Consider the following 14,646-nt stretch of genomic DNA (forward strand, 5'->3'; position numbering starts at 1 on the left):
CGGTGCCTTATGCAGCAGCGACGGATTTGTGGTCGGCGGCCTCACGGTGTTCGCTTTTGGCCTTGGCGATGAGGAACTCTCCACCGATCATTGCAATCAGAAGACCGGTGCCGACGGTGTAGAAGTATTCCATGTCCATCGGGAAGCCAGGTACCCAGAAGAAGAACACCAGACCACACAGAAGGATAAGGGTAGGTACTACCGAACAAAAGATCGCAACTGGCGTGCCACCTGGAATGGTGTAGCCGCGCACAGTCTCTTTGTCGGACAGACGCAGTTTCAGGAAAGCTGGGAACATCATGACATAAGATGCCAGCAGACCGATCGCGCCAAGCGAGAAGACGTTCCAGAAGAGGTCTTCGTTGCCGGTGACACCTACCATCACCAGATAGGCGACCATGGTGGCTGTTCCCATCCAGGCGTTGGCCCAGGAAGCGGTGGTTGGCATGCCTGTCTTTTGGGAAACGCCCTCAAACATTTTTGGCATAAGGCCCTGTTTGGCGGAGTAGACAACAGTCTGGTTCACGCCCATCGCCCAGGTCACAACGTTGGAAACCAGTGTATAGAGCACCATAATGCCGACCACGTAGACAAGGATCTGCGCGCCTCCGGATGTGCCAAACACCAGTTCGAACGCGTCGATCACACCCGAGCTGTCGGAGATTTCGGCCAGCGGAATGACCGCAAGGATGCCGAGGGACGCCAGCAGGTAAAAGAAAGTGATCAGAATACCGCCAAGCACAGTGGCCTTGGGGATGTCGCGTTCGGGGTCTTTGAATGTCGAAGCCGCACCGGCGATGATTTCAAAGCCCATCACGTTGAAGATGATAACGGGTAGGTAAGTGCCGCCGTCGGCAAAGGAAGGCAAGGTGTCCCAGATGGTAAAGGGGTTTGCGAAGCCGTTGGTGAAGCCAACGTAAAGACCACCCACACCAAGAATGAGCATGATCGCGGATTTGAAGATCGCGCCGAGGGAGGCGATCCACGTCAAGCGTTCGACATCAAAGGTGGCGATATAGGATGTCAGCCAAGTCATCGCGGTGGCGAAGATTGCGATCGCGAAAGAGCTGAGTTCAATGCCGATCAACTGTGCTGAGATGATCGCGAACATATAATAGACAGCCGGAACCCAGAGGGAATAGTTCACCCAGTAGAGCCAGGAGGTACGGGCTGCGGCGTCGCGACCGAATGCGCGGTGCACCCAATCTACGATGGCGCCCTCGTCTTTGTAAGTTGTCCCAAGTTCGGCTGTGACCAATCCATAGGGTAAGAAGAACACGAAGAAGAACAAAAGCCACCATCCGATGGCTGAAGGGCCAATCATGGCGGATGCTGCGACCGTATCGATCACAAGGATCGAGCTTACGGCGACCAGCAAAATGCCAGTCATGCTTACTGATTTTTTCTCTGACACAGGAGAATCCTTTCCGACTCTGCGAATAGGCGCGAGGGTAAGGTGGTGCAACAGAGGCTCAAATGTTGCTACCCGCCAAAGGTTTGCGGTTTGCGACCAAAGGAAAAAGTCGTCTAAAGTACGAGAGTCATGGCCGGCATTTTTTGATTTCAATCAATGACTAAGCGGCGGATTTGTGGCTTGCAGGGAGGCTCGTTTGGGTGCCGGATGTCGTTTGGCCAAACGATTGTTACAGGCAGGCGGAATTAGCAACGCCCGCCACTCTGGTCGGAGACCGAACCGGAGTGGCGGGCGCTAAATTGTCGGGTGTCTTAGAGGGCTGCGGCGAGGCGGGTGCCTTGGTTGATCGCGCGTTTGGCGTCGAGCTCTGCGGCCACATCAGCGCCGCCGATCACATGACAGGTCACGCCTTCCGACTCCAACGCGTCAGCCAGCGAGCGATCGCTGATCTGTCCGGCGCAGATCACCACGTTGTCCACATCCAGCACACGCGGGTTTTCACGGGCTTCGCCAAAGGAGATGTGCAGACCGTCGTCGTCGATCTTTTCGTAGTTCACACCGCCAAGCATCTCGACGTTCTTCATCTTGAGAGCTGCGCGGTGAATCCAGCCGGTGGTTTTGCCCAGACCTTTGCCAAGGGCTTTGGCCTTGCGCTGCATCAGGACGACCTCGCGCGCTGCGGCATGGGGTTGCGGGCCTTCGGGTGCCAGACCGCCGCGGTGCGTTTCGGGGTCGGTGACGCCCCACTCGACCATCCACGCGGGCAGGTTTTCGGTCAGGCTTTCGCCTTCGTGTACGAGGAACTCGGAGACATCAAAACCGATGCCACCTGCGCCGATGACCGCGACTTTCTTGCCGACAGGTTTCTTGTCGCGCAGCACGTCGAGGTAGGACAGCACCTCGGGGCGGTCCTGACCGGGAATGCCCGGATCACGCGGTACGATGCCGGTGGCGATGATGACTTCGTCATAGCCGGCAAGGTTGTTCGCGGTGGCCTCGGTGTTGAGTTTCACCTCGATGCCAAGGTCGGCGATCATCACCTCGTACCAATCCACGAGGCCCCAGAATTCTTCCTTGCCGGGGATCTGTTTGGCCACGTTGAGCTGGCCGCCAAGTTTGTCGGCGCGGTCGATAAGCGTGACCTTGTGGCCGCGCTGGGCGGCGGTCATCGCGGCGGACAGGCCCGCGGGGCCAGCACCGATGACGGCGATGGATTTGATGTCGTCTGCGGCCAGAATAGGCAGATCTGTTTCATGACAGGCGCGCGGGTTCACAAGGCACGACGTCAGCTTGCCGCCGAATGTGTGATCAAGGCAGGCTTGGTTACAGCCAATACATGGTGCGATCTGGTTGCCCTTGCCCTCAGCCGCTTTGTTCACAAAGTCGGCGTCGGCAAGGAAGGGGCGCGCCATGGAGATCATGTCGGCGCAGCCTTCGGCCAAAACCTCTTCTGCCACTTCGGGCGTGTTGATGCGGTTGGAGGTGATCACCGGAATGCCAACTTTGCCCATCAGTTTTTTCGTGACCCATGCAAAGGCACGGCGCGGCACGGAGGTGGCGATGGTCGGCACGCGGGCCTCGTGCCAGCCGATGCCGGTGTTGATGATGGTCGCGCCAGCTTTCTCGATTTCCTGTGCGAGCTGCACCACTTCTTCGTGGGTGGAGCCGTTGGGCACGAGATCGATCATCGACAGCCGATAGATGATGATAAAGTCCTCGCCCACAGCCTCGCGACAGCGGCGCACGACTTCGATCGGCAGGCGGATGCGGTTTTCGTAAGAGCCGCCCCAGCGATCGGTGCGTTTGTTGGTGTGGGTGACGATGAACTGGTTGAGGAAGTAGCCTTCCGAGCCCATGATCTCGACACCGTCATAACCAGCTTCGCGGGCGCGCACGGTGGCTGTGATAAAGTCCTGAATTTGTTTCTCGATGCCCTCTTCGTCCAGCTCTTTGGGTGGGAAGGGAGAGATCGGGGATTTGATCGCAGAGGCTGACACACATTCGGGGCCATAGGCATAGCGGCCTGCGTGCAGGATTTGCATGGCGATCTTGCCGCCACCCTCGTGGACGCGGTCGGTGATGATTTTGTGGTTGGCGATGTCCTGATCGTTGAACAGGCCCGCCGCGCCGGGGAAGACGCCGCCTTCTTTGGAGGGGGCCATGCCGCCGGTGACAATCAGGCCAACGCCGCCGCGGGCGCGCTCGCCGTAGAATTCTGCCACACGGTTCCAGTCTTTGGTTTCTTCAAGGCCGGTGTGCATCGAGCCCATCAGAACGCGGTTCTTCAGCGTGGTAAAACCAAGGTCGAGCGGGGCCAGCATATGCGGGTATTGGGTCATGGATGTCTCCTCAGAATCCTGTGCCGCGCCAGACAGCGGGCAGAGATTTTGCCGTTTACCAAAACGTAAAGCAGGTCGCCTGTCACCTGCAACGCCGCGTCATGAGACCCAGCGTCACGACGGGAAACCGCCGCATATTCCGAATCGCGGCTAACCTGCTGGTTCTCAGCCGGAAACCGCTGTCGGCGTTACGTCGGTATCGTGTCGGTATTGCGTCGGTGCCAAAATTGCGCCCACCCGTGGTTAAGGTTGCGCGCGTTGCTCGCCCTACATGGTTTCGACGCAATGGCGGCGGAAGGCGCGTTTGAGCATGTCCAGCTCGGCACGCAAAAGGTCAATCTCGGCGCGCAGGTCGTCGGCCAGCGCTTCGCCTGCGATGAAGGTGATCTTGTCCAGACGGTCGCCGGTGGTGGCGTTTTCGATCAGGATCGTGTGGGTGCCGTCCGACAGCGCTTCGGTTGGCAGCGGAATGTGCAGCGCCCATGTGCCATCGTCGGTGGCGGCTTTCAGCGAGACACCGGTGACGGGCCGTTCGAGATAGGTCACTTCGACCGAGGGTTCGGGGCCAGCGCCGTCTTCATAGCTTAGAACGCCTTCCCATGTGCCTTCAAACAGCCGCGTCTTGGTCAGGATCAGTTGGGTCATAATTGCGGACTCCTTGGTCTGTCTCAGAATTCCGCGCGGGGGCGGCGGCTGAAGGTCAGATCCCGCAGGATCACCTGATTCATTTCGGGGCCTTCAAAAATCAGGTCGATCCACATTTTCTCGACCCGCTTTTCGTTCAGGTTGGAATAGGCCAAGTCAAATTCGACGCGGATGTCTTCGGCCTGAAGTGGCAGTTCGCGCACGATCTGTTCGGTGTTGGGGCCGTGCCGGATGTTGAGGCGGGCAAAGATTTCCAGCGGCTTTTCCATTTCGACAATCGTGTCCATGCGGATCACGTGATTGCGGCGCAGGCCATCGACCGCTTCGGGGGGCATATCGACGACGAGCGACAGGAAGGAGCCGTCAAAGCGGAAAACGTCCATGCGCAGGCCAAAGGGGGCGAGGTCTTTTTCGGAGGTGTTGCGAAGCTGGCGCAGGGTGAGTTCTGAGATGCGGCAGTCGTGAAACAGCGTGACCTCGTCGCCCAGCGTTTCTTTGTTTTCAACAGCGGCGCGGCCTTTGACGGGGATAGGTTCGCGCCAGACGGCCGGCCGCCATGACCAGTCCGTGCCATGCGGCTTTGGAAAGCTGTTTGAGCCGATGATCGGCAGAGCAAGGCGGCTTTCGGCGACGGAAATCAGCGTGTCCAGATGCATCCGCAGGCCGCGGGCGCGACGGCGTTGACGCCGCAGGAGGGGCAGGTCGGTCTGCGCTGCTTTGCGCGCGTTACGCGCCCAGTAGCGGGACTGGCCCCATTGCAAGATACGTTCGATGAAACCGCCTGTGCGCGCCATGCTGTTGCGTGTGTCCCCAATTGTTTCCGGTGGCGAAACAATGCGCCCTCCGTTTTTTACTGTGTACCCAAATGGTTGGCCTGAGACAAACCTGCATTGTGCTTAAACCGCTTAAAGACGAGAAAAAATTCGCAGGATGTGGCTTGGCTGTATGCAGGGCGGGCATGATCGCCTAGGGATAAAGCATGAATTCCTATGCTGCCTATGAGGCTCTTGTGGCCCCTGCCCGGGCCCGTCGAGGGCTGTTGCGACTGAGTGCCGGACTGGTGCTTGTTGCCATTCTTTATATGGCGTTTTTGATGGTCTGGACGGTGCTGGCCGCCAGTGTTTTGCCTGTTGAAGGCGACATCGTGACGATCCTTCAGGGCGAAACCCTGTGGAACATGGTCGTGGTCATGAGCGGCTTTGGCACCATGATATTGGCGCTGTATATGGTTTTGAACGTGCTGCACAAACGCGATCTGGCCAGTTTGATCGGCCCGCGCCGCGTGGCATGGGCACAGGGTTGGCGCGTGGGCAAATTGTGCCTCGTGCTGATGGTGGTGATCTTTCTGATCCCGTTTCCCGGGGATGGAGAATTGACGCAAGCGATGCCGGTGTCGCGCTGGATCGCCATTTTGCCGCTGTCTCTTGTTTTGTTGGCCATTCAATGTGGCGCGGAAGAATTGGTGTTCCGTGGCTATTTTCAAAGCCAGTTGGCCGCCGAGAGCCGGTCACCTTTGGTCTGGATGCTGGTGCCAAGCCTTCTGTTTGGCTGGCTGCATTATGCGCCCGAACTTTATGGCGAAGCGGCGGTCTGGATTGCCGTTTGGGCCGTGGTTTTTGGCCTGTTAATGGCCGATATCACAGCGCGGGCAGGCACCTTGGGGCCGGCCATCGTCATTCACATGATCAACAACTTCATGTCTCTTAGTATCGCTGGCTTTGCGGACGACCTTGGCGGGATGGCTCTATTTCACCTGCCATTTGCGCCAAATGACACCGAAGTGATGATGGCGTTGATACCTTTGGAGTTCCTGAGCATGGTGTGTGTGTGGCTGACAGCCCGGATTGCTTTGCGACGCTGATTGCATTTCGGCGCAGGGCGTCCTATTTCATGCCGCAACGTTATCAGAGGGCCTGATTGCATGAACTGGATCACCAACTACGTCCGTCCGCGGATCAACTCGATTTTCTCGCGCCGCGAGACGCCGGACAATCTTTGGACCAAATGTGACGATTGCGGCACGATGCTGTTTCATCGTGAGCTGTCGGGCAACCAGAACGTCTGTACGCAATGTGGCCACCACATGCACATCACGCCACGCGCACGATTTGAGGCGCTGTTTGACGGTGGCGTCTTTGTCGAAGTCGACGTACCTGCGCCTGTGACAGATCCGCTGCAATTCAAAGACCAGAAGAAATATCCCGAGCGCATGAAAGCCGCACAGAAGAAAACCGGCGAATCCGAAGCGATGCTGGTGGCCGAAGGCGACATAAGCCGTACGCCAATCGTGGCGGCGGCGCAGGATTTCTCGTTCATGGGCGGCTCTATGGGCATGTATGTGGGCAACGCGATCATCGCGGCGGCCGAGCGTGCTGTTGAGCTGAAGCGTCCGTTGATCCTGTTCTCTGCTGCTGGTGGTGCGCGGATGCAGGAAGGCATTCTGTCTCTGATGCAGATGCCGCGCACGACTGTGGCTGTGCAGATGCTCAAGGAAGCGGGTCTGCCGTATATCGTTGTGCTGACCCACCCGACGACCGGTGGTGTGACCGCGTCTTATGCGATGCTGGGCGATGTGCATATTTCCGAGCCCAACGCGTTGATTTGTTTTGCTGGCCCTCGGGTGATTGAGCAGACCATCCGCGAGAAGCTGCCTGAGGGGTTCCAGCGCGCGGAGTATCTGCTGGATCACGGCATGCTGGATCGAGTGATCGAACGTCCGAAGATGAAGGACGAGTTGGTCACGATCACGCGGATGCTGATGGGGTTGCCGCCTGCGGTGATGGGTGATCTGCCTGCTCCGTCGCCGGAAGAGCTGGCGGCTGAGGCGGATGCTCCGGAGGCGGAAGCTGCGGACAAGGCTGAAGAAAAGAAATAAGGGCGGCGCCTGACTTTGGATGGGCGTTTTCGGACCTTTCTTTTCTCTCGGCTTGTGCTCAAAGGCACTCAACGAAGATTTTCTTAGACGCGCACATGCGCTGCCCGTGCCGCGCATGCGTGAAAGGGAGAGGGTAAATGACCCAGTCCAATTCCGACGCCATTCTCGCGCGCATGTTGGCGCTGCATCCCAAGATCATTGATCTGACGCTGGATCGTATGTGGCGGTTGCTTGGTGCCTTGGGCCATCCGGAGCGGGACTTGCCGCCGGTGATCCACTTGGCGGGCACCAATGGCAAAGGCAGCACGCAGGCGATGATCCGCGCGGGACTGGAAGGCGCTGGCAAATCGGTGCATGCCTACACCAGCCCGCATCTGGCGCGGTTTCATGAGCGTATCCGGCTGGCAGGCAACCTGATCGACGAGGCGCATCTGACCGAGGTGCTGGACGAGTGTTGGGAAGCCAACAACCGCGAGAACATCACCTATTTTGAGATCACCACCTGCGCGGCGCTGCTGGCGTTTGCCCGCACCAAAGCGGATTTCACGTTGCTGGAGGTTGGCCTTGGCGGGCGGCTGGATGCGACCAATGTGATTGACGCGCCCAAGCTCACGGTGATCACGCCGATCAGCAAGGACCACGAGCAGTTTCTGGGCGACACAGTCGCCAAGATTGCCGCGGAAAAGGCGGGCATCATTAAGCGCGGCGTGCCGGTGATTGTCGGGCCGCAACCGGACGAGGCGATGGATGTGATCGAAGCCACAGCAGCGCGTTTGGGCGCGCCGTTGATTGCTTATGGTCAGCACTGGCATGTGTACGAAGAACGTGGGCGACTGGTGTTTCAGGATGAGACTGGACTGGTTGATTTGCCGTTGCCAGCGTTGCCTGGTGCGCACCAGATCCAGAATGCGGGGGCGGCGATTGCGGCGCTCAGGCATCTGGGCTGTGATGAGGCCGCCTGTGAGGCGGCGGTGCGGGATGTGTTTTGGCCGGCGCGGATGCAGCGGTTGAAGACGGGGCCGCTGGTTGACGCTGCGCCGGAGGCCGAGCTGTGGCTGGATGGCGGGCATAATGCGGCGGCAGGGCAAGCCTTGGGTGCGCATTTGGCGACCTTGCCGGAACGGCCAACGCATCTGATTTGCGGCATGCTGAACACCAAAGACGTGGGTGGCTATATGGCACCCTTGGCGGCGCGGGCGGCAAGTTTGCATGCGGTGTCGATCCCGGGTGAGGCGGCGACGCTGAGTGCGGCTGAAACAGCAGAGGCGGCGCGGGAGGCCGGAATGCGGGCCTTTGAGGCCGAGAGTGTGGAAGCCGCGCTTGCGGCGGTTGTCGCGACAGACCCAAACGCGCGGGTGCTGATTTGCGGGTCGCTTTATCTTGCGGGGCATATTTTGCGATCCAACGGCTGAAATCGGCGGTGCGATTCGAAATTCCCTGACAGTTTGATTCGTTTTAGCGAATCACCCCGTTGACTGATTCGAATCACCACAGCTATAGTCCCTGCAACGCCGGTCATTCCAAATCACCACAACACATACGGAAGACCGCAGACTTATCGGGACAGGCAGGCAGGCAAAAAACGGGGGGCATTTGGCCCCCCTAACAATTTTGGCCGTGGTTCGATGAGATCTCTTGCGACTTAAAAGCTGTGGTCTTGGCCTGACTCAATCACTCCTCTAGGCTTTGGTGCAGAGGTCATTTGCGCAGGAGCGCCGCATGGACGCGGAGTTTGCCATTGTCGGAGGCGGAATAGTCGGTTTGTCCGTGGCCTTGGGGCTTTTGGATGCCGGACGCAGCGTGGTTGTCCTTGATGGAGGCGCCGCCGATCCGAAGGCAAGTCGCGGGAATTTCGGCCTCGTTTGGTTGCAAGGCAAAGGGGTGGCGCAGCCGCGGTATGCCCGATGGAGCAAAGAGAGCGCGGATTTGTGGCCTGCTTTTGCGGCCATGTTGCAGGATGTGAGCGGCATTGATGTCGGTTTGCGCCAGACCGGCGGGCTGGATCTGCATTTTGATGAAGAAACCCTCGCGCAGGCTGTGGCCGAAAACGAGTGCCTCAAGGCGGAGTTGGGGTCGGATTACCCTTATGAGGTGCTGCGCCCTGACACGCTTCGGGTAGAGGAACCTGAAATCGGGCCACGGGTTGTTGGCGCGATTTTGCATCACGGCGATGGGGATGTGGATCCTTTGGCGTTGCTGGCGGCACTTTCTGCGGCGGTGCGTGCGCGTGGTGGGCGTGTTGTCACGGGTGCGAAGGTTGATGCCATTCATCCTAAGGCCGAGGGGTTTCACCTACACGGGGATGGTGTGGATTTGCGCGCTGAAAAGCTGGTGCTGGCGGCAGGGCTGGGCTCTGCGGTTTTGGGACCGAAATTGGGATTTGTTGCGCCGTTGAAACCGGAACGCGGCCAGCTTTTGATCACCGAAAAGCTGCCGCCTATGATCCGGCGCCCCTCTCTTATTGCGCGGCAGGACCGCGCGGGAGGAATCCAGATCGGGGCGACAAATGAGGACGTGGGCATGGACCGACGGGTGACGCTGGATGGCATGGCGCGTTTGGCGGCGGATGCGGTGGCGGCTTATCCTGTGTTGGAGCACGCGCAATTGTTGCGCGCTTGGGGTGCCTTGCGGGTTATGGCACCGGACGGATTGCCGATCTATCAGGAAAGCCCCACCCATCGCGGGGCGTTTTTGGTGAGCTGTCACAGCGGCGTGACGCTGGCGGCGGCGCATGCGATGCGCCTGCCTGCTTGGATTTTGCAGCGCGCGGATGCGCCGGAACTGGAGGTGTTCGGTGAAACCCGGTTTGCGGTTTAAATCGGTGGTGCCAGAAGGACCACGGGTTGCCGTTACCTTTGACGGTGAGGCGCTGATGTTGCCGGAAGGGGCCAATCTGGCGACCGCCTTGATGGCGGCGGGCATCGGGAGTTTCCGGCAGACACCCTTTCAAGGCGTGGCGCGTGCGCCGTTTTGCATGATGGGCGTCTGTTTTGATTGCCTGTTGGAAATTGATGGCGTGGCGCAGCAATCCTGCTTGATCGAGGTGCGCGCGGGCATGGACATCCGTCCAGCGCGACAACAGCGGGAGGGGCCATATGAATCGCTTTGATCTTGCGGTTGTTGGTGCTGGCCCTGCGGGGATGGCTGCCGCGCGCGAAGCTGCGGAAGCGGGGCTGTGCGTTGCCCTTGTGGATGAGCAACCCCGTGTCGGGGGGCAGATTTACCGCAATGTGGAGCGCGTAGAGGCGCCGTTGGCAGCGGTTTTGGGCAAGGAGTTCATGTCTGGTGCTGGTCTGGCCAAGGACGTGCAGCACGCAGGCATCACCCATTTGGCGGGTTTCTCGGTTCTGGCCTTTGAGAAAGGAAAACTGGCGCTGGGCGCAGCATCCGGTGCGATGCGCATTGAGGCGCGGGAGGTGCTTTTGGCGACGGGGGCCATCGAGCGCCCAATGCCAATGCCGGGCTGGACGTTGCCGGGTGTGATGGGGGCAGGGGCCGCGCAGGTGATGCTGAAGCAGTCCGGACTTGCGGTTGAGAACGCGGTGTTGGTCGGGTCCGGTCCGTTGTTGCATCTGGTGGCGGTGCAGTTGACGCGCGCGGGTGCGCCGCCCCGTGCGATAGTGGAGACACGGCGGCGCGGGGATGCGCGGCGGGCTGTGATGAAATGGCGACTGGCCTTGCGCGCTATGCCCTATATCAAGCGCAGCCTTGCGAATTTGACCGAGCTGCGCAACGCGGGTGTGCGCCGGTACATGGGCAGTCGTGATGTGGCGCTTTTGGGTGAGCGACGGGTTGAGTCGGTGGTTTTTGCGAGTGGCGGTCGGCGGCGTGAAGTGCCCTGCGACGTGGCCCTACTACATCACGGGGTGATCCCGCATGTGCAGGCCAGCCGCGCGGCGGGCGTGTCGCATATCTGGAGCGAAAGCCAGATGGCCTATGTGCCCGAGTGCGACATCTGGGGCAGAACGGACGCGCCGCATGTTTGGGTTGCGGGTGACGGAGCTTGGATTGGCGGTGCGCGTGTGGCCGAGTTGTCGGGCCGCATCGCCGCCCTAGGGATTGCCCATGACCTCGGATATGTGCGCAGCGTGGAACGTGACCGGCGGATGGCGGCGTGGTTTGAGGAACGGGAGTTCGAGCTGAGCCTGCGGCCTCTGATTGATCGGGCGTTTCCACCTTATGAGGCGGCTTTGACGCCGGAGGACTCAGTTGCCGTATGCCGGTGTGAAGAAGTCACGGCGGGGCAGGTGCGCGCCGCGGTGGCAGCGGGGGCGACAAATGTAGGCGATGCCAAGGTTATGACGCGCGTCGGCATGGGCCGGTGTCAGGGGCGGATGTGTTTTCCTTCGGTCGCGCGGATTGTTGCAGAGGCGCGGGATGTGCCGGTGGTGGATGCGGGTCAGTTGAGCGCCCGCCCGCCGATCAAGCCTGTGACGCTTGGCGCGCTGGCGCAGATGCACTACGGGGCGGGCGCGAAAGAAGGTGACGCGCATGATGATTGATCAACTCCTGTCGGTGATGTTCGGCCTGACAGTGGTGGCGACGGCTGTGATGGCAGCGTCGGCGGCCATTCAGGGCGCGCGTTTGAACCTCGACCTGTTCGGCGCGACGGTGATTGCCGTGACCACCGCTGTGGGCGGCGGCACAGTGCGCGATATGCTTTTGGGCCGGATGCCGGTCTTTTGGATCACGGATTTGACCTATCTTTACACCGCCGTGCCGGTGGCGATTGTGATGTTTTTTGTGGCGACCAAGCTGCCTGCGGGCAACGGCAAACGGTTGCGGTTGTTGATGCAGTTGGATGCGGTTGGGCTGGCCCTGTTCACATTGGTCGGGGTGCGCGTGGCGCAGCAGATGGACACCCATGCGGCGATTGCTGTGGTGATTGGTGTGATCACCGGAACAGTGGGCGGCATGATCCGCGACGTTCTGTGCAACGTCACGCCCTCGGTTTTGAAAGAGGACCTATACGCCACGATTTCGCTGTTGGGCGGTGCGCTCTACCTGATTCTGGAGCGTCAGTTTGGCGAAGTCTGGGCGATTGGCGTTTGTTTTCCGGCGATGCTGATTGTGCGGTTGATCGTGATTGCGCGTATGGACATGAAAGCCGAAAGCGCGCTGGACAGCTGAGCGCGCACGCATCGAAAACGGTCTGAAGTCGCAATTCTCCTTTAAAATTCCGCCGCCCGCAGCAAAGGTGGCAGGAAGAGCCGATGGGAGGGCGATTTCATGCAGCATGTCACTAGGTTTCCGTTCGAGGTTGAAGAGCTGCCTCACGTGTTGATCCCGATGCGGGACGGGGTGCAGTTGTCGGCGCGTATCTGGCGGCCTAAGGGGGCAGGGCCGGTGCCTGCTATTCTGGAGTACCTCCCCTATCGCAAGCGCGACACCACGGCGGAGCGCGATGCGCTGACGCATCCTTATATGGCGGGGCATGGATATGCCTGCGTGCGGGTGGATATTCGCGGCACTGGCGACAGCGAGGGGCTGTTTGACGATGAATATTCCGAACAGGAGCTTGCGGATGGGGTGGCGGTGATCAACTGGCTCGCCGCTCAGGAGTGGTGTTCGGGCAGCGTTGGGATGGTCGGCATCAGTTGGGGTGGGTTCAACGGATTGCAGATCGCAGCCTTGCAGCCGGAGGCCTTGAAGGCGGTGGTGTCGATTTGTTCCACAGTGGACCGGTATGCCGATGACATTCATTTCAAAGGCGGCGTCATGTTGGGGGAAAATCCCGCGTGGGCAGCGACTGTGCTGGGCTGGTTTGCCCTGCCCCCTGATCCTGAAATCATGGGCGAAGGCTGGAAAGACCATTGGCAAAAGCGGTTGGAAGAAACCCCGTTTCTGGCCGGCCGTTGGGCGGAGAGACAGCTTCGCGACGGGTACTGGAAACATGGCTCGGTCTGTGAGGATTACAGCGCGATCAAGGCGGCGGTGCTGACTGTGGGTGGTTGGCATGACGGTTATCGCAACACGATGGCGCATCTGGTGGAGAATCTGGATGCGCCGGTCAAAGGGCTTATCGGGCCGTGGAATCACAAGTACCCGCATTTCGGAATGCCCGGGCCGCAGATTGATTTTCTTGGTGAAATGCTACGGTGGTGGGATCGTTGGCTGAAAGACATCGACAACGGTGCCGACGATCTGCCGGACATGCGGGCGTGGGTGATGGATGGCGTGCCGCCGCAAGTGAGTTACGAACACCGCCCCGGGCGTTGGGTCGCACTGTCGGATTGGAAGGCGCGGCCAGCGCCACAGATGTGGCACTTCAACGGAGCAGGTTTGGCAAAGGAGGCCGGCGCGGTTGAACGTGAAGCACACACCCATCTGGCGTGCGGGCAGGGGGCTGGCGAGTATTTCCCCTTCGGGTTTGGTCCGGGCGAGTTGCCGGACGACCAGCGTGTCGATGATGCGCTGAGCCTGTGTTTTGACAGCGCACCGATGGCGGCGGGATGTGACATTCTCGGCGCTCCGACGCTTCGGATGCGGCTGGCGAGTGATCAACCGCGCGCGCAGGTGGCGGTTCGGCTGTGCGATGTTGCGCCCGATGGAAGCAGCGCATTGATTTGTCACGGGTTTTTGAACCTACGCCACCGCGCTGGGCACGAAGCCGCCGTGGATATGCCGGTGGGCGAGATGGTTGATGTCGAGGTGGTGTTGGACCAGTGCGGGTATCGGGTGCCGGCCGGGCATCGGCTACGGGTTGCGGTTTCGACCAGTTATTGGCCGTTTGTCTGGCCGGAGCCAAAACCGGTGACGTTGAGCGTGACACAGGGGGCTTTGGCATTGCCGGTGCTGCCGGAGGGCATGGGAGAAGGCTGGGTCTTTGACGCGCCGAAAGCCGCGCCAAAGCGTGAAACGCTTCTGTTGAGCGAAGGTCACGAGGCCAAGCGGTTGGTCCGCGATGCCACAGATCGCAGTCTGACGCTGGAGATTGGCAGTGATACAGGTGTCGAGGAAGATGTGACCACAGGGCTGCGCCATCAGGTGATCCATCAGGAGGAATTCGCGATCCGGGAGGACGATGCGGCCTCGGCGCGGGCGCGGTTTGAGTGGGAACGCACAATGGCGCGCGGGGACTGGTCTGTGACTGTGCGAGGCGTTGTGGAGATGCGCGGCCTTGCGGAGTGTTTTGACGTCTCAGCGAGTTTGCAGGTTGACGACGGCGGCGAGGGATTCTCGAAAGATTGGCAGCAGAAGGTGCCGCGACTCTAGGTACTTAGGTTAGAAATGCTGTCGTATTTTCGGGGCGTGGTCCCGCAGATTCCCGTCAAACGGGCAAAACGCAAATTTACGCGGTGTTAGGGTCGCCAAAGACGAAAAGCGACACTACTGTCGGAATTGGAGCATGATGCGCCGGTTTTAGGGGAACA

Annotated in this window: 12 protein-coding genes; 8 read left to right on the plus strand and 4 right to left on the minus strand. The window is 60.0% G+C overall.

What is annotated here, in order from left to right; genetic code table 11:
- Window positions 1–7: 7 nt before the first annotated feature.
- The 4 genes from BM069_RS14570 to BM069_RS14585 all read right to left on the minus strand — a co-directional run bounded on the left by BM069_RS14570 (window position 8) and on the right by BM069_RS14585 (window position 5,192).
- Window positions 8–1,390 carry an APC family permease gene (locus BM069_RS14570; protein ID WP_093324767.1) on the minus strand — a complete coding sequence of 461 codons (1,383 nt, stop codon included), beginning with the start codon at window positions 1,388–1,390 and terminating at the stop codon, window positions 8–10.
- Between the two features lie 335 nt (window positions 1,391–1,725).
- Entirely contained in the window at window positions 1,726–3,753 is a 2,028-nt protein-coding gene (locus tag BM069_RS14575) for an NADPH-dependent 2,4-dienoyl-CoA reductase (RefSeq protein WP_093324768.1), read from the minus strand.
- Window positions 3,754–4,020: 267 nt separating this feature from the next.
- Window positions 4,021–4,398 carry a hypothetical protein gene (locus BM069_RS14580; protein ID WP_093324770.1) on the minus strand — a complete coding sequence of 126 codons (378 nt, stop codon included), beginning with the start codon at window positions 4,396–4,398 and terminating at the stop codon, window positions 4,021–4,023.
- 23 nt (window positions 4,399–4,421) lie between these two features.
- Window positions 4,422–5,192: a DUF6478 family protein gene (locus tag BM069_RS14585; protein ID WP_170846755.1), complete on the minus strand. Its 771-nt coding sequence runs from the start codon at window positions 5,190–5,192 to the stop codon at window positions 4,422–4,424.
- Between the two features lie 185 nt (window positions 5,193–5,377).
- Here BM069_RS14585 and BM069_RS14590 point away from each other — a divergent pair, with 185 nt between their 5' ends.
- From BM069_RS14590 to BM069_RS14625, 8 genes are all read left to right on the plus strand, one after another.
- On the plus strand, window positions 5,378–6,259 hold the full coding sequence (locus tag BM069_RS14590) for a CPBP family intramembrane glutamic endopeptidase (RefSeq protein ID WP_093324771.1): 882 nt from the start codon (window positions 5,378–5,380) through the stop codon (window positions 6,257–6,259).
- 60 nt (window positions 6,260–6,319) lie between these two features.
- Window positions 6,320–7,273 (plus strand): acetyl-CoA carboxylase, carboxyltransferase subunit beta, encoded by a 954-nt coding sequence (gene accD, locus BM069_RS14595; protein ID WP_093324773.1) that lies wholly within the window; start codon window positions 6,320–6,322, stop codon window positions 7,271–7,273.
- Window positions 7,274–7,410: 137 nt separating this feature from the next.
- Window positions 7,411–8,685 carry a bifunctional folylpolyglutamate synthase/dihydrofolate synthase gene (locus BM069_RS14600; RefSeq protein ID WP_093324774.1) on the plus strand — a complete coding sequence of 425 codons (1,275 nt, stop codon included), beginning with the start codon at window positions 7,411–7,413 and terminating at the stop codon, window positions 8,683–8,685.
- Window positions 8,686–8,992: 307 nt separating this feature from the next.
- Entirely contained in the window at window positions 8,993–10,090 is a 1,098-nt protein-coding gene (locus BM069_RS14605; RefSeq protein ID WP_093324776.1) for an NAD(P)/FAD-dependent oxidoreductase, read from the plus strand.
- Window positions 10,068–10,382 carry a (2Fe-2S)-binding protein gene (locus BM069_RS14610; RefSeq protein ID WP_244503633.1) on the plus strand — a complete coding sequence of 105 codons (315 nt, stop codon included), beginning with the start codon at window positions 10,068–10,070 and terminating at the stop codon, window positions 10,380–10,382. Before BM069_RS14605 ends, BM069_RS14610 begins: the two co-directional genes overlap by 23 nt.
- Window positions 10,369–11,775, plus strand: coding sequence for an FAD/NAD(P)-dependent oxidoreductase (locus BM069_RS14615; protein WP_093324777.1), 1,407 nt, complete (start codon window positions 10,369–10,371; stop codon window positions 11,773–11,775). The genes BM069_RS14610 and BM069_RS14615 overlap by 14 nt, the downstream gene beginning before the upstream one ends.
- Window positions 11,765–12,403 (plus strand): trimeric intracellular cation channel family protein, encoded by a 639-nt coding sequence (locus BM069_RS14620; RefSeq protein WP_244503634.1) that lies wholly within the window; start codon window positions 11,765–11,767, stop codon window positions 12,401–12,403. The genes BM069_RS14615 and BM069_RS14620 overlap by 11 nt, the downstream gene beginning before the upstream one ends.
- A gap of 99 nt (window positions 12,404–12,502) precedes the next feature.
- Window positions 12,503–14,488: a CocE/NonD family hydrolase gene (locus BM069_RS14625; protein ID WP_093324779.1), complete on the plus strand. Its 1,986-nt coding sequence runs from the start codon at window positions 12,503–12,505 to the stop codon at window positions 14,486–14,488.
- The last annotated feature ends 158 nt before the right edge of the window (window positions 14,489–14,646 follow it).

This window comes from Shimia haliotis (assembly GCF_900114415.1).
Lineage (GTDB): Bacteria > Pseudomonadota > Alphaproteobacteria > Rhodobacterales > Rhodobacteraceae > Shimia > Shimia haliotis.